The sequence below is a fragment of the Pantoea sp. MBLJ3 genome (assembly GCF_000816655.1).
In the GTDB taxonomy this organism is placed as follows: Bacteria; Pseudomonadota; Gammaproteobacteria; order Enterobacterales; family Enterobacteriaceae; genus Pantoea; species Pantoea eucalypti.
Window position 1 is genome coordinate 153744 of sequence record NZ_JSUT01000005.1, and the last position, 18272, is coordinate 172015.

Consider the following 18272-nt stretch of genomic DNA (forward strand, 5'->3'; position numbering starts at 1 on the left):
TCAATCGGCTACGGGCAACATAGCGGCTTATTTCAGGCTGCCACCGGAACCGCATGAGCGCAAACCACATTCCTGTCCAATTCAGCGATCGTAAGCGTCGTGCCGTTGACCGTCTGACGCGGCGACTGGTCACCTGCTGTGGCGTAGCGATCCTATTGCTGATGCTGCTGCTATTCTGCTGGTTGATTGGCGTGGTATTACCGCTGTTTAATGCGCCTGGCCTGCAAATTGCGGCCAGCCAGCAGCTCTGGGATCGTGCGCCCGCTTTAGCCATGGGCAATCAGGGCAGTGTCGGCTGGCGAATCAGCGCACGCGGTGCGGCCCGTTTTATTCCGCTGGATGGACAGCCTGCGGAACCGGCGCTGACCCTGACTCCCGCTCCCGATGACGCCGTGCAGAGTGCCGATGGGCAAACACTGTTGCTGAATATGCAGGGCGCGCTAACGCTGATGCAGCCGACAGCCGACCAGCAATGGCGTTTTCCACTGGGTGACAAACCGTTCCATCTGCCTGATGGCGCGGTGACGAAGATGGCGCTGGCGACGCGTCATGCGGGCCAGTGGCGCATTGCTGCTCTCACCGAGGCCGGACTCCGGGTGCTGACGCTGGGCACCGATCGTCAGGCATCCATTATCCCGCTTCCGCAACGTCAGCTGGATCTGCTGGCACTCTCGCCATCCGGCGATCTGCTCTACACCACTGAAGGCAATCTGCTGCGGGTCTGGCAACTTGATGATGATCGGGCACTGTTGCGCGAAACCCACATGCTGCCGCAGCCTCCGCAAAGTTTGCATCTGCTGGTGGGGGGGAAAAGCCTGCTGATCCAGGATAATCGCGGTGTCACCCAGTGGTTTGCGATTGCCAGCGATCAGGGGCCACGGCTGCAGCAAATCCGGACCTTTGCCGACAGCGACGGCGAGACGATTCTGGTGACGGAATCTCAACGTCGCGTGTTTGCGACCCTCAGTAAGCAGGGGATGCTTCGGCTGTTCGCCAGTAAGCAGGATGGCCCGATACTGCAGCGTCAGCTGGCGCCGGGCATTGTGCAGGCGCAGTTCTCTCCCCACGGCGACAGCCTGCTGATTGAGCGGCCGGGCAGCTGGCAGACACTGCGGCTTGATAATCCGTGGCCGGACGTCACCTGGCGCAATTTCTGGCAAAAGATCTGGTATGAAAACTACCCTGGGCCCGACTGGGTCTGGCAATCGACTGCGGCCGGTGATAACTATCAGGCCAAATTCAGCCTGATGCCGATGGTCTCGGGAACGCTGAAAGCGGCCAGTTTAGCACTGCTGTTTGCGACACCGCTGGCGCTGGCGGCGGCGATGTACACCGCATGGTTTATGGCGCCAGGCCTGCGGCGCTGGGTTAAACCGGCCATTGAGATGATGGGTGCGCTGCCGAGCGTGGTGGTGGGGCTGATTGCCGGGATTTGGCTCGCGCCGCATATCGGTCAGGCGCTGGTGGGTGTGCTGCTGCTGCCGCTAACGCTGGCAGGCGCGCTGCTGCTGTGCGGCGTATTCAGCGCGCGTTTACCACCACGCTGGCGTCAGCCGGGCCGTGAGGTCATGGTTCTGCTGCCGCTGTTGCTGCTGGTCACGCTGCTGACGCTGTGGCTGCCCACACTCTTTATACCGGATGCCGGTGACTGGCTCCCGCATTACGAGCAGCGCAATCTGCTGGTGGCTGCGCTGGCGATGGGCTTCGCGCTGGTGCCGCTGATTTTCACCCTCTCAGAAGATGCGCTGTTTAGCGTGCCTGCTGCACTGGGGCAGGGCTCGCTGGCACTGGGGGCGACGCCCTGGCAGACACTGACCCGCGTCGTGCTGCCGGGAGCCTCTGCCGGTATTTTCGCCGCCCTGATGATCGGTCTGGGACGCGCCGTAGGAGAAACCATGATTTTGCTGATGGCGACCGGCAATACGCCGCAAAGTGAAGGTGGCATGTTCAGCGGGTTGCGCGCGCTCTCTGCCAATATCGCCATTGAGATGCCGGAAGCAGCAGCGGGCAGTGCCCACTATCGCGTGCTGTTTCTCAGCGCACTGATGCTGTTGCTGTTTACGCTGGTGATTAACACGGTTGCCGAGCTGATCCGTCAGCGACTGCGTCAGCGCTACAGCCAGCACGAGGAGCAGGCATGAAAGCGATGCGACAGAATGACCGCTGGCGCTGGTTAACCGCCGGTGCCGTCGCCGTCTGCCTGCTGGCTTTTACGCTGCTGATTGGCCTACTGGCGTGGCAGGGCGTTCGCGCTTTCTGGCCGCAGCGCGTTGACCTTTATACGTTCAGTCAGCCTGAGGGCGGCGAAACACGTCTGCTGGGCGAAACGCTGGAACATCAGCGACGTTTTCCGGCCCCGGCCGATGAGCAGGGTAACAGCGGCGGTCAGGTGAATCGCTATCTGATCAAAACCGGTAACCGTGACTGGGACGCACCCGATTTCCGCGTCGTCTACAGTCGCACGGCAGCGAAGGTCAGCCAGCCAGCAGATATCATGGTGCTGCAACGCCGCAGTCACGGCCAGGCTTATGGCTGGTTTGTTGGCCTGCGTGAAGATAATGAAGAGTTAACTGCGCAGGATCCCGATGCGCTGCTGAATCAGCGGCTCGGACAGGTGCAGATGCTGGTGCGGCAGGCTAACCAGATTCGCCGGGTCGGGATGGCGCGCATCAACAGCCAGCGTGAGGAGCTTGATGAGCAGGCGGCCACAAACCGTGCTGCCGGCCACTTTGATCTGCAGGCCGAATCGGAATATCAGGCCAATCAGGCTGCCTTACAGCGCCGCTTCAATCAACTGAGTGAGACACTGGCTTCTCTGCAACTGCAGAGTCAGCGCGATGTGTTAGTTCTGCGGGATGTGCAGGGCACCGAACATGCGATCCCGCTGACCGAAATCGTCGACAGCTGGAAACCTAATGCGATGACGCTGACCGGCAAAACCGGACATTTTTTGCATCAGCTGTGGCGTTTCGTCAGTGACACACCCGCCGAGGGTGAAAGTGAATCCGGGGCGTTTCCGGCGATATTTGGCACCGTGCTGATGGTGTTGCTGATGTCGGTGGTGGTGATGCCGCTGGGCGTCATCGCCGCCATCTGGCTGCACGAATATGCCGGACGCAATGCGCTGACCAGGCTGGTGCGTATCGCAGTGGTCAATCTGGCGGGCGTCCCTTCAATCGTTTATGGCGTATTTGGTCTGGGCTTCTTTGTCTGGCTGGTGGGCGGCACCCTTGACCAGCTCTTCTTCGCCAGCGCGCTGCCGAATCCCACTTTTGGCACGCCGGGTTTGCTGTGGGCCTCACTGACGCTCGCCTTGCTGACGCTGCCGGTGGTGATTGTGGCGACTGAAGAAGGCTTATCCCGTATTCCCAACAGCCTGCGTCAGGGTTCGCTGGCGCTGGGCGCGACCCAGGCGGAAACGCTGTGGAAGGTGGTGTTACCGATGGCGGTGCCGGCCATGTTGACCGGCCTGATTCTGGCGGTAGCGCGTGCTGCTGGTGAAACCGCACCGCTGATGCTGGTGGGGGTAGTAAAAATGGTACCGGAACTGCCGGTCGACGCAGTGTTTCCTTATCTGCATCTGGATCGCAAGTTTATGCATCTGGGCTTCCAGATTTACGATCTGGCGTTTCAGAGTCCGAATATTGAAGCTGACCGGCCGCTGGTGTTTGCCACCGCGCTATTGCTGGTGCTGATTATTCTGTCGCTTAATCTGCTGGCGATGGGCCTGCGCCACCGTCTGCGTGAACGCTATCGTCTTATGACTCAATAACAGGCTATGACTATGACGTCCGACACGGATATCGCGCTGACCGTTAACCATCTGTCGCTATGGTATGGCGAGCGCCAGGCGCTGCAGGATATTTCTCTGCAGGTGCCGAAAAACAGAATTACTGCGCTGATTGGCCCCTCAGGCTGTGGTAAGTCGACGCTGCTGCGCTGCTTTAATCGTATGAACGACGTGATTGATCACTGCCGGGTAGAGGGCGACGTGCTGCTGGATTCACTGCCGATCCTGCAACCCGGACAGGATCTCTCTGCGCTGCGCCGTCGGGTCGGTATGGTGTTTCAGCGGCCCAATCCTTTTCCAAAGTCGATCTATGAAAATGTGGTCTATGGGCTGCGTTTACAGGGTGTGCGCGATCGGCGGGTATTGAACGAAGCCTGTGAACGGGCACTGCGCGCGGCGGCGCTGTGGAGTGAGGTCAAAGATCAGCTGTCACAGAATGCGCTGACGCTTTCGACCGGACAGCAGCAGCGGCTGGTGATTGCCCGCGCCATTGCGATTGAGCCGGAAGTGCTGCTGCTGGATGAGCCGACCTCCGCGCTGGATCCGATCTCTACGCTGGTGATTGAAGAGTTGATGACCACACTGAAGCAGCATTTCACGCTGGTGCTGGTGACGCACAACATGCAGCAGGCGTCGCGCGTGTCAGATTACACAGCGTTTATGCATCAGGGCGCGTTAGTGGAGTTTGATGAGACCGACCGGATTTTCACCGCCCCGAAACAGCGACGGACTGAAGATTATATTACGGGGCGCTACGGCTGAGGGAGAGGAAAAATGGGTATTCTGACTGACAACTCCTGAATTCAAAGCGATGGGAGCTTATGCCTGTAGTAAAGCATCGCTGACCAGGGACAAAAACGCCGGGGGCGTTTTTGAACAACGCAAAGCGTTGGTCTGGCAACGGGCGCACCTCAGGGATGAGGTGCGTAATCGTCCGCGCTGAGCTGCCATGGATAGCATTTTTTGCGTCTTTACCGAGGGCATAGGCTCCCTGAACCTTTACTCTGCCAGTACTTCATAAGAAGCCCTGGCTTCCCATGCATCAGTCGTTAGCATAGCCCTGCGGCGGCAGCGGTTCACCATCCAGCCAGGCTTTGCCGTCTCGCATTTCCAGCCGACCCTCAACAAACCAGCTGATCACCAGCGGATAGATAGCATGTTCCTGGTGCTGCACCCGCTCCGTAATCTCCGCTTCACTGTCGCCAGGAAAGACCGGCACTTTGGCTTGCAGGATCACCGGACCACCATCCAGCTCGTCCGTCACGAAATGCACGGAAGTGCCATGTTCGCTGTCGCCATTTTCCAGCGCCTGACGATGCGTATGCAGACCCGGATATTTCGGCAGCAGAGAAGGGTGGATATTCAGCAGGCGATTATGAAAATGCGCCACAAAAGCGCTGCTGAGAATGCGCATATAACCGGCCAGCACAATCAGGTCTGGACGGTATGCGTCGATTTCAGTGATGAGCTGACGATCAAAGGCTTCGCGGTCAGCGAAGTCACTGGCGGCAAGCGCATGGGCGGGAATGCCCGCCTCCTGCGCCCGCGTCAGGCCATAAGCGGCGGCACGGTTGCTGAACACGGCAGCGACGCTGCCGTGAATCTGCCCGCTTTCACAGGCGTCAAGGATGGACTGAAGGTTACTTCCGTTGCCGGAAATCAGTACAACCAGCTTTTTCATCCGTTAATAACCACACGCTCTTCAGCATCCGACGCTTTAATCACGCCGAGCTTCCAGGCTTTCTCGCCTGCGGCCTGCATCAGCGCAATCGCCTTGTCCGCCTCTGCCGGGCTCAGGGCAATGATCATGCCGACGCCGCAGTTAAAGGTGCGGTACATCTCGAAACGGCTGACGTTGCCCGCCTGCTGTAACCAGCTGAATACCGCCGGCCATTCCCAGCTCTTTTCGTCGATCACGGCCTGAGTATTGTCAGGCAGTACGCGCGGAATATTCTCCCAGAAGCCGCCGCCGGTCAGGTGCGCAATAGCGTGCACATCGACCTGCTCAATCAGGCTCAGGATATTTTTCACGTAGATGCGGGTCGGTTCCAGCAGATGATCAGCCAGCGGTTTGCCTTCCAGCTGTTCAGCCAGTGGATCCGTGTTGCTGACTTCCAGAATTTTGCGCACCAGCGAATAGCCGTTGGAGTGCGGGCCGCTTGATCCGAGGGCGATCAGTACGTCACCATCCTGCACCTTGCTGCCATCAATGATTTCTGACTTTTCCACCACGCCGACACAAAAACCCGCCACGTCGTAATCTTCGCCGTGATACATGCCTGGCATCTCAGCGGTTTCACCGCCGACCAGCGCACAACCCGACTGCAGACACCCTTCGGCGATGCCGGTGATCACCGCAGAGGCGGTTTCCACATCCAGTTTGCCGGTGGCGTAGTAGTCGAGGAAGAAGAGCGGCTCAGCGCCCTGTACCACCAGGTCGTTAACGCACATCGCGACCAGGTCAACACCAATGGCATCGTGGCGTTTGAGATCCATCGCCAGGCGCAGCTTGGTGCCGACGCCATCGGTGCCGGAGACCAGCACCGGTTCACGGTATTTTTGCGGCAGCGCGCAAAGCGCACCAAAACCGCCCAGTCCACCCATCACTTCCGGGCGACGCGTCTTTTTCACTACGCCTTTAATACGGTCAACCAGAGCGTTACCAGCATCAATATCAACACCGGCGTCTTTGTAACTGAGAGAGGTTTTGTCGGTCACTGCGAGGTCCCCACGCGAATTGCGGTTGGTGGTTAAAATAAAGCGCGACAATTCTATCAGTGCAGGCAAACGTTTGCGAGTCCGGGATTGCGCATCGGGCGATTTTCATTAATCCTCTATTTGTTCCGGTAAAAGCCGCGGCTTTGCGCAAGAGCAGGTGGCGCAGGGCGCAAAAGGCGGTATAATCCCGCGATTTTTTTTTAGCTCAACTCATTCCGGGAGAACACCAATGAAGATCGTGGAAGTCAGACACCCGCTGGTCAAACATAAACTGGGCCTGATGCGTGAGCATGATATCAGCACAAAGCGTTTTCGCGAGCTGGCCTCTGAAGTGGGCAGCCTGCTGACCTACGAAGCGACCGCCGATCTGGAAACAGAGCGCGTCACCATTGAGGGCTGGAATGGCCCGGTAGAGATCGACCAGATCAAAGGCAAAAAAATCACGGTGGTCCCGATTCTGCGTGCCGGCCTGGGCATGATGGAAGGGGTGCTGGAGCACGTTCCCAGCGCCCGTATCAGCGTGGTGGGTGTTTACCGTGATGAAGAAACCCTGGAGCCAGTTCCTTACTTCCAGAAGCTGGTCTCTAACATTGAAGAGCGCCTGGCGCTGGTGGTTGACCCGATGCTGGCGACCGGCGGTTCCATGATCGCCACCGTCGATCTGCTGAAGAAAGCGGGCTGCACCAGCATCAAAGTGCTGGTTCTGGTTGCTGCACCAGAAGGGATTGCCGCGCTGGAGAAAGCGCATCCTGACGTCGAGCTTTATACCGCGTCAGTGGACCAGGGACTGAATGAAAAGGGTTACATCATTCCCGGGCTCGGCGATGCCGGGGACAAAATTTTCGGAACCAAATAAAACGCACAGCCGACCAGAGAGTCGGCTTTTTTTTGGCAAAAAACACCCCACGGATTCGGCCTGCCGCAAGGCGCACCGGCGTGCCTGCTGCTGTGCCTGAGGCCCGAATCGTCGGGGAAAAAATAAGGGGATAAATGATGACTCGTCGCGCCATTGGCGTCAGTGAACGACCGCCGTTACTGCAAACCATTCCACTCAGCCTGCAACACCTGTTTGCCATGTTTGGTGCCACGGTACTGGTACCCATTCTGTTTCACATCAACCCGGCGACAGTGCTGTTGTTTAACGGGGTCGGCACACTGATTTATCTCTTTATCTGTAAAGGCAAAATTCCCGCCTATCTGGGTTCGAGCTTTGCTTTTATCTCGCCGGTGCTGCTGTTATTGCCGCTGGGTTATGAGGTCGCACTGGGCGGGTTTATTCTGTGCGGCGTGCTGTTTTGCATCGTGGCGCTGATTGTCAAACGCGCCGGAACCGGCTGGCTTGATGTGATGTTCCCTCCGGCGGCGATGGGCGCAATTGTCGCCGTCATCGGTCTGGAGCTGGCGGGTGTGGCCGCGAATATGGCGGGCCTGCTGCCTGCTGAAGGCAGTACGCCCGACAGTAAAACTGTGCTGATCTCGCTGGTCACGCTGGCGGTAACCGTTTTCGGTTCCGTGCTGTTCCGTGGCTTCCTGGCGATCATCCCGATTCTGGTCGGGGTCGTGGCGGGTTATCTGCTTTCCGCGTTTATGGGCATCGTTGACTGGAGCGGCGTGGTCAAAGCGCCCTGGTTTGCACTGCCGACCTTTTATACGCCGCGCTTTGAGTGGGTAGCGATGCTGACGATTTTGCCTGCGGCGCTGGTAGTGATTGCCGAGCATATCGGTCATCTGGTGGTCACCGCCAATATCGTGAAGAAAGATCTGATTCGCGACCCCGGTCTGCATCGTTCAATGTTCGCCAACGGTTTATCGACCGTCATCTCCGGCTTCTTTGGTTCCACGCCCAACACCACCTACGGTGAAAACATCGGTGTGATGGCGATTACCCGCGTCTACAGCACATGGGTGATTGGCGGCGCAGCGATTCTGGCGATTCTGCTCTCCTGCGTTGGCAAACTGGCGGCGGTGATCCAGGCGATCCCGGTTCCGGTTATGGGCGGTGTGTCGCTGCTGCTGTATGGGGTCATTGGCGCCTCCGGTATCCGGGTGTTGATCGAATCCAAAGTCGATTACAACAAAGCGCAGAACCTGATCCTCACCTCGGTGATCCTGATCATCGGGGTCAGCGGGGCGAAAGTGCATATCGGCGCAGCGGAGCTGAAAGGCATGGCGCTGGCGACGATCGTCGGTGTCGGACTGGCATTGATCTTCCGGGTTATCTCGCTGCTCAGACCTGAAGAAGTGGTGCTGGAGGCTGAAGAACCGCGCGAGCAGTGATCGCCGCGAGCCTGACAGGATCCGGGGCAGGGACGCCCCATTCATCTCTTTCTGAAAACTGTGTTAGACTTCCCCCGATTTTTTGCTTGTTCTCTTGCTGAGGTGCTTCTGAACACGCCGGCACAATTGTCATTGCCACTCTATTTACCTGACGATGAAACCTTCTCCAGCTTCTGGCCGGGGGAAAACCCGTCGCTGATTGCCGCCCTGAAAGGCGCGCTCAACCAACAACATGGCAGCTATCTCTACTTCTGGTCACGCGAAGGCGGTGGGCGGAGCCATTTGCTGCACGCCGCGTGTGCCGAAATGTCCGCGCGCAGTGAAGCCGTGGGCTATGTTCCGCTGGATAAACGCACCTGGTTTGTTCCGGACGTTCTGGAAGGGATGGAGCAGCTGTCACTGGTCTGTATCGATAACATCGAGTGCATTGCAGGCGAGCCGGAATGGGAAATGGCGATCTTCGATCTCTATAACCGCATTCTGGAAACCGGTAACACGCGTCTGTTTATCACCGGCGATCGTCCGCCACGCCAGCTTAATCTTCAGCTGCCCGATCTCGCCTCGCGCCTTGACTGGGGGCAAATCTATCGCCTGCAGCCGCTTTCTGATGAAGATAAATTACAGGCGTTGCAGTTGCGTGCCGGGTTACGCGGATTTGAGCTGCCTGAAGATGTAGGTCGCTTCCTGCTGAAGCGACTCGATCGTGAAATGCGCACGCTGTTTGATACGCTGGATCGTCTTGATCGCGCCTCGATCAGCGCCCAGCGCAAACTCACCATTCCCTTTGTTAAAGAGACGCTCGGCCTTTAAAGAATGTCGAGCACCGCATCTGGCGGGCGGCCAATCCGCGCCTTATCGCCATTGATCACTATCGGCCTTTCAATCAGCACCGGATTCTCTACCAGCGCATCCAGCAGCGCACTTTCACCTTTGTCGTCAAGCGCCAGCTCGCTGTAGATCGCCTCTTTAGTTCGCATTAACTCGCGTGCGCTCTGCATACCCAGTTTCTGTAACAGGATTTGCAGCGTCTCGCGGTCGGGCGGCGTCTGCAGATAGAGCACCACATCCGGCTCAATTCCGCGGGCAGTCAGCAGCGCCAGTGTCTCGCGGCTCTTGCTGCAGCGCGGGTTGTGATAAATCGTCACCATCTCTGACTCTCCTTTCTTCTCTGTTCGCGACGTGCTGGCGGTGTGAGTGCTTAGCCTTTCTGATACTGCTTAAAGCGCTGTTGTAACTGGCGCAGCTGATCGATACGGGCATCGTAACGCGCCTGTTTCAGGCTGCCGAGCGGCACCTGTGCGCTGGCACTGCTCAGGGTGGTGATCGCCTGATCAAGCTGGCCATTCAGGGCCAGACTCTCTGCCCGCGCCGATAACTCTTCATCATTCAGTCCCTGCTGCGCCGAGGCCTGCGCCAGTAGATCCCAGCCGTTGGGATCATCTTTATTGGCCCAGGTGTAGCGGTTCAGAATACGGCTGGCATTGGCATACTGTTTCGCTTCAACGTAGGCATTGGCCAGATTGAGCTGCACCACCGGACTGTTTTTGGCACCGGTTGCGGCGGTGAGCAGGGCGATGGCCTGTTGTGGCTGATTCAGCCCGATATCAATGTCCGACATGATATCCAGGAACCAGACATTATTAGGCTGCTTCGCCAGCAACGGGGTGATAATCCGTTTCGCATCGGCGTAACTCTTCGCCTGCAGAAACTGAATGGCTTTGCCATATTGTGACGCCATCTGCTCACGGGAATTGCCGCTGGCGTACTGACTCAGCAGTTCATCGGTCAGCTGATTACGTCCGGTAGAGTACATCCCCAGCGAACGCACCTTTGCCATATAGAAATCTTCCGTGGATTGCACCACCACCGGCCGCATCTGATTAGCACGGTTGCGGGCATCCGCCAGACGACTGTCGGGCAGGGGATGCGTCAGCAGAATTTCAGGTGGCTTCGAAGAGAAGCGGCTCTGATCGGCCAGTTTTTGCAGAAAGTTCGGCATTGCCTGGGGATCGAAGCCAGCGCGCTGCAGCACCTGAATCCCGATGCGGTCTGCTTCCTGCTCATTGCCCTGCGTAAAGCTGATAATTCCCTGCTGCGTTCCCGCCAGAGTACCCGTCAGCGCGGCCATGCCCGCCTGCGGACTGGCCATCGCCAGCAGAATAGAGCCAAGCGCACCGACCCAGGTCAGTGGCGCGTTGCGCTTCTGATCTTCCATGGCACGCGCCAGATGGCGCTGGGTGACGTGCGAGATTTCATGTGCCATCACTGAGGCCAGCTGGCTTTCGTTATCAGTGAAGCGGAACAGCGCCGAGTGCAGCACCACGTTGCCACCGAAAAAGGCAAAGGCGTTAAGCTCGTCGTTCTGGATCAGAAAGAAATGGAACGGCGTTTTCACCGAGTCGGCGTGAGAAACGAGTCGTTGCCCCAGCTGATTAATGTACTGATTAAGCAGCGGATCGTTGATTAGCGGCGCACTGGCGCGCAGCTGGCGCACATAGAAGTCGCCCATCTGCAATTCCTGATTAATTGATAGCGTCGAACCCGCCGTAGTACCAATATCGGGAAGTGAGTCACTGACATCGGCGTTAGCGGGTGTCAGAGTGGAGAAAATGAGCGTCGGAAGGAGCGCGGCGATCAGCGTTTTCTTTAACGAGTTCAACATGCCTGAATCCTGTAGAGAGGCCCTGAGAATGGACAGGTGCGCAGCGGGAATGTTCCGTTTTTCGCAGATAACGACGGTTCGTGACTATCTTAACCAGGGCCTCAAAAGAAAGAAATGTTGTTTTCTGGCAAATCGCCCGCCTGATTTGAGCAAGATCGCCGATTATGAAGAAAAAAATTGAATATCCTGCCAGTTTAAACCGCAGTTAAACGAAAAAAAACTGGCGGGGTATTGCCGGGGTCGTCAGCGGTTATATTACGGCGTTGTTGTTTATTTACATTGCGCTTCGTTGAATCAGAGCAGAATCTGCTGCCATACAACCGAAGCCAGTAAGCTTATTTTTATAAAGTTATGTAAATTCACTCAAAAAAACTGAACATGGCATGTGTTTTTCCAGGTCTACTCTGAAAAAATAGCGCACTCTGCGCCGCTAAATGCCTTTCAACCATTGATAAATCAAATCGTCTCTCCCGCCTTATTCCACATGTTCCAGATTAGCCTGGTTGTTATTTTTATATAATGAATAGCATCGAAAAGGAAAAAGGAGAAATAGTCAGGTCCACTCCAGATAAGACTTTTTATTTCTCATCATGAAACTTTTCGATTAATTCCGGCTGTGAATAATTCCAATAGTTATCAGCGCTGCGTTGACCTGAATTTACAGAGGCAAGAATTACACCTGCGCTGTGGTATAGATAGCCGACCTGATTCAATTCTGAATCTGCCAGACATAATATGCCGGAGAGAAGGGTTATGCGTTCAGTTGTTTCATACGCGTTAATCGCCATTATTGGCGGCGTCGTTGGCGCGGCTGTCACACAGAGTGGCGATATTTACGACAAAGTGACACGCCATTTTGCAACCGAGCCACAGGAAGCGCCCGGATTCTGGAGCACGCCGGCGATTGAAGGTTACGGAAAAATTCATTACGAGCCTGACGCCGCGTTTAAACCGGTGCCGGGCCTGAGTAACAAAATTGTTTTCCAGATTACCCGAAGTGACGGGGCGATGACCGCACCCAATCTGGGGCTGGAACGTGTAGCCAGGGTGGTCAATCTCTATATCGCCTCGGGTATTCCGGCTGACCAACTGAAGTTTGTGGTGTCAGTCACCGGAGATGCGACGCCCGCCATGCTGGACAATGCCCATTTCAAACAATTTTATGGCATCGAAAATCCAAACCTGAAGCTGATTAATGAGCTGAATCAGGCGGGAGTGAAAGTCTCGGTCTGCGATCAGTCCGTGGCATTCCATCACTATCCCAATAACTGGATTGATAAATCCGTGGTACATGCGCTTTCCAGTCCAACCACCGTATCAACCCTGCAAAATCAGGGATACGCGTGGCTGGCAATGTAATTCATTTTTAAATAATTGGGAGAAACGTAAATGCGTCCAGCAGCTTTAGTGGTGATGGCAGCCGTTGCCGGATTTATTGGGGGCAATGTTTTACAGTTGCCGGAATTATACGATAAGGTCAGCGGGAAAATGGCGGATAATAAATCTGAGCCTGCTGATTTCTGGAGTACGCCAGCAATCGAGGGCTACGGAAAAATACATTATGTCGACACGCCCGCATTTAAACCCGGCACGACAGCGGGCCTGAGTAATAAAATTGTTTTCCAGATTAACCGTAATGAAGGCGATATTCGTAAGCCGAATCTGGGTCTGGAGCGCGTAGCGCGTGTCACCAACCTCTATTATGCGGCGGGTGTGCCACTCGACCAGCTGAAATTTGTGGTGTCGATTAACGGTGATGCAGTGTCATCAGCGCTGAATAATGATCAGTTCAGCAAAGCTTATGGCGTCGATAACCCGAACCTGAAGCTGATCAGCGAGCTGAAAAAAGCGGGCGTTCAGGTCACTATCTGTGATCAGTCTGTCGCGTTTCATCAGCTTGATCGCAACTGGATTGACCCGATGGTCACTCATACCATCTCCAGCGGCACCACCGTTGCCACCCTGGAAAACAGCGGTTACGCCTTCCTGATGCTTTAACTCTCCAGCAGCGGCGTCACTGCCGCTGTCATCTGCCAGTCAACTTCCTGAGATACGCCTGTCATATAACGCCACTAGTTTAGACCGCAATGAGATCGATCTCATTGACGATAAACGAGGCAGACATGACCGATTTAATCAGCGTAGCCAGACTGGCAGGGGTTTCCCGCGCAACCGCTGCGCGCGCCTTCTCTGATCCTCATCTGCTTAAACCGGGTACCCTGAAAAAGGTGCTTGCCGCCTCAGAACAGATAGGTTTTCGGCCGAATCACATTGCCCGTCAGCTCCGTACCCGCCACTCCACCACGCTCGGTGTACTGCTGCCTTCTCTGCTCAATCCGGTTTTTGCCATGCAATTGCAGGCGATGGAGCAGCAGGCACAGCAGGCAGGCTATGCGTTGCTGGTGGCGACCAGTGATTATCAGGCTGAGCGGGAAGCAGCCATTGTCGAACATATGCTGCACCAGCGTGTTGCCGGTCTGGTACTGACGGTGGCAGACGCCGACCGCAGTGCGCTGCTGCCCACACTGGCGGCAGCGAAGATGCCGTTTGTACTGACCCACAGCGTGCCCCAACAGCACGCGTGGCCTGCTTTGCACGTCGACAACCGCAAAGCGATGGCCGAAGCGACCACCCATCTCATCTCTCTGGGCCACCGTCACATCGTGATGGCCGCAGGCCCAATGCAGCAATCCGATCGCGCGCGTCTTCGCTTTCTCGGCTACTGCCAGGCCATGCAGCAGGCTGGTCTGACGCCGCAGGCGATGATTGAGATGCCGAGCCATATCCACTCCGATTTCAAGCCGCTGCTGCCGCTGATGAATGCACCTTCGCCGCTGACTGCAGTGATTTGCAGTAACGATCTGCTGGCTATCAGCCTGCTGGGGGCGGCTGCGCGTGCAGGTGTCAGCGTGCCGCATCAATTGTCAGTGATCGGTTTCGACGGCATTGCGCTGGGCGAACAGCTTTCACCGTCACTGGCGAGCGTGGTTCAGCCGATTGCGCTGATGGGAACGCTCGCCATTGATCTGCTTCTGAATCCGGGCAGTGAAACCCACCTGCTGCCCCATCATTTACGGATCGGGGAGAGTATCGCCCCGGCATTTTATGGCTCTTCTTCAGGGAAACATCATGTCACTCACGTTTAATCTCAGATATATCGCCAGCGCGGCGCTGCTGGCCGGCTGCACGCTGACCAGTTCATGGGTCCAGGCGGCGGAAAATGCTATCTGCTACAACTGTCCGCCTGAGTGGGCCGACTGGGCCACGCAGCTTCAGGCGATTGAAAAAGCGACCGGCATTCATGTGCCGCAGGACAATAAAAACTCGGGTCAGGCGCTGGCGCAGCTGGTGGCAGAGAAAAATAATCCGGTTGCCGACGTGGTCTATTACGGCGTCAGCTTCGGCATTCAGGCTGTCAGTGCTGACGTGGTCAGCGCGTATAAGCCGGCTCACTGGGATGAAATCCCGGCCGGTATGAAAGATCCGGCGGGCAAATGGGTAGCGCTGCACTCCGGTACCATGGGCTTTATGGTGAATGTTGATGCGCTGGGTGGCGCGCCGGTGCCGCGATCCTGGGATGATCTTCTGAAGCCGGAATATAAAGGCATGGTGGGTTATCTTGATCCGGCCAGTGCCTTTGTAGGCTATGCGGCCGCAGTCGCGGTGAATCAGGCCAAAGGCGGCAGCCTGCATGACTTCACTCCCGCCATCAACTGGTTCAAAGCGCTGCAGCGCAACCAGCCCATTGTGCCTAAGCAGACCGCCTATGCGCGGCTGATTTCAGGCGAAATCCCGATTCTGATCGACTATGACTTCAACGCCTATCGCGCCCGCTACAAAGATCACGCCAATGTCGAGTTTGTTATCCCGAGTGAGGGAACGGTGACGGTGCCGTACGTTATCAGCCTCGTGAAGAACGCGCCGCATCCGGCCAACGGTAAGAAAGTGATCGATTTCGTGCTGTCCGATGCGGGTCAGGCAATCTGGGCCAATGCCTGGCTGCGTCCGGTACGGGCTGGCGCGATGTCACCTGAGGCGAAAAAATATTTTCTGCCTGACAGTGATTATGCGCGCGCCCACACGGTCGATTATCAGCAGATGGCCGATGCACAGAAGGGCTTCTCCGCCCGCTATCTGAGTGAGATTCGCTGATGTCACTTTCAGACATTAATTCCTTAACCACGGGCGGGCCGCTTAGCCATCGGCTCCGCCCGCTGGGGGCAAACTGGCCGTGGATGCTGTTGCCTGCGCTGCTCTTCTTTGCTGCCTTCTGGCTGCTGCCGTTTGCCCGCCTGTTACAGATCGGCATGACGGAGGATCGCACCACGCACCACAGTGGCTACTGGACGGTAATCAGTCAGCCACAATATCTGCAAAGCCTGCTGAATACCGTCCTGCTCTCGGCGGCGGTGACCCTGGTCACGCTGCTGATTGCGGCGGTGGTGGGCTGCTTTCTGGCGCGGCAGCGCTTTCCCGGACGAGGAACGCTGCTGGCGCTGCTGACCTTTCCGCTGGCTTTTCCGGGCGTGGTGGTGGGATTTCTGATGGTCATGCTGGCGGGGCGTCAGGGTGTGCTGGCGCAACTCAGTCTCAGTCTGTTTCATGAACGCTGGGTCTTCGCCTATTCACTCAGCGGCTTATTTGTTGGCTATCTCTACTTTTCGCTGCCGCGCGCCATCGTAACACTGGTGGCGGCCAGTGAGAAACTGGATAGATCGCTGGAAGAGGCGGCCCGTTCACTGGGTGCCAGCCAGTGGCGCATCATCATAGACATCATCATACCCGGACTGAAACCGGCGCTGCTCTCCTGTGGCGCACTCTGTTTCGCCACCAGTATGGGCGCGTTTGGCACCGCCTTTACGCTGGGTACCGAACTCGCTGTGCTGCCGCTGACCATTTACGGTGAGTTCACCAATTACGCTAACTTTGCCACTGCGGCGGCACTCTCAGTCGTGATGGGCGCCGTGGCCTGGCTGGCGCTGATGCTGGCTAATGGCCTTACGCGCCGGAAGGAGCATGAATCATGAAACGACGGGGTCTCTTCTGGCTGCAGGTGGCGATCACCAGCCTCACCGCACTGTTTATGATCGTGCCGGTCATGCTCTCGATGCTGGCGGGCGTTACACAGAACTACTTCGCGGGCCTGCGCAGTGGCCTGACACTGAAGTGGGTGGAGCAGGTGTGGCAGATGTATGCCGACACCTTCTGGCTGTCACTGCTGATTGCGCTGAGCTGTCTGGCGGTGACGGTCATTGCTGGCGTACCCGCCGCCTGGGGCTTACTCAAGTCACCGTCACGCTGGGCCTCGCGTATTGAGGAGTGTCTGATGCTGCCGGTGGCGTTGCCGGGCCTCGCCACCGCGCTGGGCATCATTCTGCTTTACGGTCAGTTCAGTGCGTTGCGCGACAGCTGGCTCTTTATCCTGATCGGCCATGTGCTGTTTACACTGCCCTTCATGATTCGCCCGGTGCTGTCGGTGATGCAGGCGATTGATCTTCCGCGCCTGGAAGAGGCCGCCGCCAGCCTGGGGGCGAGTTTCTGGCGTCGCTTTTTTACTGTGGTCGTTCCGAACTGCCGTAACGGCATTCTGGCGGGTGCGTTTATGGTCATCACCCTGTCGGTGGGGGAGTTCAACATTACCTGGATGCTCCACACACCGCTGACCAAAACGCTGCCGGTGGGGCTGGCCGACAGCTACACCTCCATGCGGCTGGAAGTCGGTTCTGCCTACACACTGATCTTTATCATGATGATTTTACCGCTGCTGCTGTTGCTTAACGCCTGTAATCACTGGCTGGAACGGCAAACGTCGCGGCAGCAGAGAGAGGAAACCGTATGAATGAGGCCATCAATGTGACGCTGCGCCACTGCTCGCGTCGCTTTAATCAGCAGGTCGCGCTGCATCCGCTCGATCTGCGCGTGCACGCCGGAGAAACGCTGGTTCTGCTGGGACCGTCGGGCTGTGGTAAAACCACGCTACTGCGCATTATCAGTGGCTTGGAAAGCAGCGATCCGCCGGGCGAGATCTGGTTTGATCAACGTAACGTTACCGCGCTGCCGATTGAGAAACGCAATGTCGGCATGGTGTTCCAGAACTACGCGCTGTTCCCGACACTTAACGTGGCGCAGAACGTCGCCTATGGCCTGAAGGTGCAGGGCGTGCCGCGTGCCGAGCGAGAGGCGCGGGTTGCAGAGATGCTGGCGCTGGTTGATCTGACGCCTCTGGCACATCGCGCGATTGATAAGTTGTCCGGCGGGCAGAAACAGCGTGTGGCGCTGGCACGTGCGCTGGCCGCCCGGCCTAAAGTGCTGCTGTTTGATGAGCCGCTGGCGGCGCTTGATGCCAGGCTGCGCGACCGACTGCGTCTGGAGATCGGTGTGCTGCTTAAGCGGCTGGCGATCACCGCCGTTTACGTCACGCATGATCAGCAGGAGGCGATGGCGCTGGGCGATCGCATCGCGGTGATGGAGCAGGGCCGTCTGGTGCAGCTTGATACCCCGCAGGGCATTTATCAGCGTCCGGCCTCCCGCTTTGTGGCCGATTTTGTGGGTGCGATTAACTGCGTAGCGCACGACCCGGAAGGCAATCCTGTGCGTTTTTGCCGCCCGGAAGATGTTCTGCTGGCCGATGATACGCGCTATGCCCAGCGCGGCGTGGTGGTGGGCAGTATGTTTCTCGGCGCTTCACAGCGCTTACTGATTGATATCGGACTGGATAATCCCATTCAGGTCGATCGTCATGCGCGCGAAATCTGGCAGGCGGGGCAGCGTATCAGCTGGTCGCTGACCAGCCACGCCGCGCTGGAATTCAGTTGCTAAGGAGTC

At 57.2% G+C, this 18272-nt stretch carries 17 protein-coding genes; 13 read left to right on the top strand and 4 right to left on the bottom strand.

The window, feature by feature from the left end:
* Nucleotides 1–53: 53 nt before the first annotated feature.
* From NP77_RS07145 to pstB, 3 genes are read left to right on the top strand one after another with little or no spacing between them, the layout of a single operon-like run.
* Nucleotides 54–2141: an ABC transporter permease subunit gene (locus tag NP77_RS07145; protein ID WP_039659551.1), complete on the top strand. Its 2088-nt coding sequence runs from the start codon at nucleotides 54–56 to the stop codon at nucleotides 2139–2141.
* Nucleotides 2138–3772, top strand: a complete 1635-nt coding sequence (gene pstA, locus NP77_RS07150; RefSeq protein ID WP_039659552.1) for a phosphate ABC transporter permease PstA — start codon at nucleotides 2138–2140, stop codon at nucleotides 3770–3772. The genes NP77_RS07145 and pstA overlap by 4 nt, the downstream gene beginning before the upstream one ends.
* A gap of 12 nt (nucleotides 3773–3784) precedes the next feature.
* Nucleotides 3785–4552 carry a phosphate ABC transporter ATP-binding protein PstB gene (pstB, locus tag NP77_RS07155; RefSeq protein ID WP_003848740.1) on the top strand — a complete coding sequence of 256 codons (768 nt, stop codon included), beginning with the start codon at nucleotides 3785–3787 and terminating at the stop codon, nucleotides 4550–4552.
* Between the two features lie 280 nt (nucleotides 4553–4832).
* Here the strand turns inward: pstB and purN are convergent, their stop codons facing one another.
* Together purN and purM are read right to left on the bottom strand one after the other, a co-directional pair.
* Nucleotides 4833–5471, bottom strand: coding sequence for a phosphoribosylglycinamide formyltransferase (gene purN / locus NP77_RS07160; RefSeq protein ID WP_039659553.1), 639 nt, complete (start codon nucleotides 5469–5471; stop codon nucleotides 4833–4835).
* Nucleotides 5468–6508 (bottom strand): phosphoribosylformylglycinamidine cyclo-ligase, encoded by a 1041-nt coding sequence (gene purM / locus NP77_RS07165; RefSeq protein ID WP_003848745.1) that lies wholly within the window; start codon nucleotides 6506–6508, stop codon nucleotides 5468–5470. The genes purN and purM overlap by 4 nt, the downstream gene beginning before the upstream one ends.
* Before the next feature lie 229 nt (nucleotides 6509–6737).
* Here purM and upp point away from each other — a divergent pair, with 229 nt between their 5' ends.
* The 3 genes from upp to hda all read left to right on the top strand — a co-directional run bounded on the left by upp (nucleotide 6738) and on the right by hda (nucleotide 9595).
* Entirely contained in the window at nucleotides 6738–7364 is a 627-nt protein-coding gene (gene upp / locus NP77_RS07170) for a uracil phosphoribosyltransferase (protein WP_003848753.1), read from the top strand.
* A 137-nt stretch (nucleotides 7365–7501) separates the two neighbouring features.
* Nucleotides 7502–8785, top strand: a complete 1284-nt coding sequence (gene uraA / locus NP77_RS07175; protein ID WP_039659555.1) for a uracil permease — start codon at nucleotides 7502–7504, stop codon at nucleotides 8783–8785.
* Nucleotides 8786–8887: 102 nt separating this feature from the next.
* A complete protein-coding gene (hda, locus tag NP77_RS07180; protein ID WP_033743385.1) occupies nucleotides 8888–9595 on the top strand; it encodes a DnaA inactivator Hda in 708 nt (235 codons plus the stop codon).
* Here the strand turns inward: hda and arsC are convergent.
* A complete protein-coding gene (arsC, locus tag NP77_RS07185; protein WP_008926552.1) occupies nucleotides 9592–9933 on the bottom strand; it encodes an arsenate reductase (glutaredoxin) in 342 nt (113 codons plus the stop codon). The two genes, hda and arsC, sit on opposite strands and share 4 nt — an antisense overlap.
* A gap of 50 nt (nucleotides 9934–9983) precedes the next feature.
* Nucleotides 9984–11447 (bottom strand): M48 family metallopeptidase, encoded by a 1464-nt coding sequence (locus NP77_RS07190; RefSeq protein WP_003848757.1) that lies wholly within the window; start codon nucleotides 11445–11447, stop codon nucleotides 9984–9986.
* Between the two features lie 753 nt (nucleotides 11448–12200).
* Here NP77_RS07190 and NP77_RS07200 point away from each other — a divergent pair.
* From NP77_RS07200 to NP77_RS07230, 7 genes are all read left to right on the top strand, one after another.
* Entirely contained in the window at nucleotides 12201–12806 is a 606-nt protein-coding gene (locus tag NP77_RS07200) for a DsrE family protein (protein ID WP_003848761.1), read from the top strand.
* Nucleotides 12807–12836: 30 nt separating this feature from the next.
* Nucleotides 12837–13445 (top strand): DsrE family protein, encoded by a 609-nt coding sequence (locus NP77_RS07205; protein WP_003848763.1) that lies wholly within the window; start codon nucleotides 12837–12839, stop codon nucleotides 13443–13445.
* 125 nt (nucleotides 13446–13570) lie between these two features.
* Nucleotides 13571–14593: a LacI family DNA-binding transcriptional regulator gene (locus NP77_RS07210; protein WP_039659558.1), complete on the top strand. Its 1023-nt coding sequence runs from the start codon at nucleotides 13571–13573 to the stop codon at nucleotides 14591–14593.
* Nucleotides 14577–15599: an ABC transporter substrate-binding protein gene (locus tag NP77_RS07215; protein WP_039659559.1), complete on the top strand. Its 1023-nt coding sequence runs from the start codon at nucleotides 14577–14579 to the stop codon at nucleotides 15597–15599. Before NP77_RS07210 ends, NP77_RS07215 begins: the two co-directional genes overlap by 17 nt.
* Entirely contained in the window at nucleotides 15599–16474 is an 876-nt protein-coding gene (locus tag NP77_RS07220) for an ABC transporter permease (protein WP_039659561.1), read from the top strand. The genes NP77_RS07215 and NP77_RS07220 overlap by 1 nt, the downstream gene beginning before the upstream one ends.
* Nucleotides 16471–17286, top strand: coding sequence for an ABC transporter permease (locus NP77_RS07225; protein WP_003848771.1), 816 nt, complete (start codon nucleotides 16471–16473; stop codon nucleotides 17284–17286). The genes NP77_RS07220 and NP77_RS07225 overlap by 4 nt, the downstream gene beginning before the upstream one ends.
* Entirely contained in the window at nucleotides 17283–18266 is a 984-nt protein-coding gene (locus NP77_RS07230; protein ID WP_039659562.1) for an ABC transporter ATP-binding protein, read from the top strand. The genes NP77_RS07225 and NP77_RS07230 overlap by 4 nt, the downstream gene beginning before the upstream one ends.
* Nucleotides 18267–18272 lie beyond the last annotated feature (6 nt).

What these genes read in the sequence shown, in the direction of transcription:
- NP77_RS07145 (WP_039659551.1), top strand. Translation starts at nt 54, where the DNA reads ATGAGCGCAAACCACATTCCTGTCCAATTCAGCGATCGTAAGCGTCGT.
- pstA (WP_039659552.1), top strand. Translation starts at nt 2,138, where the DNA reads ATGAAAGCGATGCGACAGAATGACCGCTGGCGCTGGTTAACCGCCGGT.
- pstB (WP_003848740.1), top strand. Translation starts at nt 3,785, where the DNA reads ATGACGTCCGACACGGATATCGCGCTGACCGTTAACCATCTGTCGCTA.
- purN (WP_039659553.1), bottom strand. Translation starts at nt 5,471, where the DNA reads ATGAAAAAGCTGGTTGTACTGATTTCCGGCAACGGAAGTAACCTTCAG.
- upp (WP_003848753.1), top strand. Translation starts at nt 6,738, where the DNA reads ATGAAGATCGTGGAAGTCAGACACCCGCTGGTCAAACATAAACTGGGC.
- uraA (WP_039659555.1), top strand. Translation starts at nt 7,502, where the DNA reads ATGACTCGTCGCGCCATTGGCGTCAGTGAACGACCGCCGTTACTGCAA.
- arsC (WP_008926552.1), bottom strand. Translation starts at nt 9,933, where the DNA reads ATGGTGACGATTTATCACAACCCGCGCTGCAGCAAGAGCCGCGAGACA.
- NP77_RS07190 (WP_003848757.1), bottom strand. Translation starts at nt 11,447, where the DNA reads ATGTTGAACTCGTTAAAGAAAACGCTGATCGCCGCGCTCCTTCCGACG.
- NP77_RS07200 (WP_003848761.1), top strand. Translation starts at nt 12,201, where the DNA reads ATGCGTTCAGTTGTTTCATACGCGTTAATCGCCATTATTGGCGGCGTC.
- NP77_RS07205 (WP_003848763.1), top strand. Translation starts at nt 12,837, where the DNA reads ATGCGTCCAGCAGCTTTAGTGGTGATGGCAGCCGTTGCCGGATTTATT.
- NP77_RS07210 (WP_039659558.1), top strand. Translation starts at nt 13,571, where the DNA reads ATGACCGATTTAATCAGCGTAGCCAGACTGGCAGGGGTTTCCCGCGCA.
- NP77_RS07215 (WP_039659559.1), top strand. Translation starts at nt 14,577, where the DNA reads ATGTCACTCACGTTTAATCTCAGATATATCGCCAGCGCGGCGCTGCTG.
- NP77_RS07220 (WP_039659561.1), top strand. Translation starts at nt 15,599, where the DNA reads ATGTCACTTTCAGACATTAATTCCTTAACCACGGGCGGGCCGCTTAGC.
- NP77_RS07225 (WP_003848771.1), top strand. Translation starts at nt 16,471, where the DNA reads ATGAAACGACGGGGTCTCTTCTGGCTGCAGGTGGCGATCACCAGCCTC.
- NP77_RS07230 (WP_039659562.1), top strand. Translation starts at nt 17,283, where the DNA reads ATGAATGAGGCCATCAATGTGACGCTGCGCCACTGCTCGCGTCGCTTT.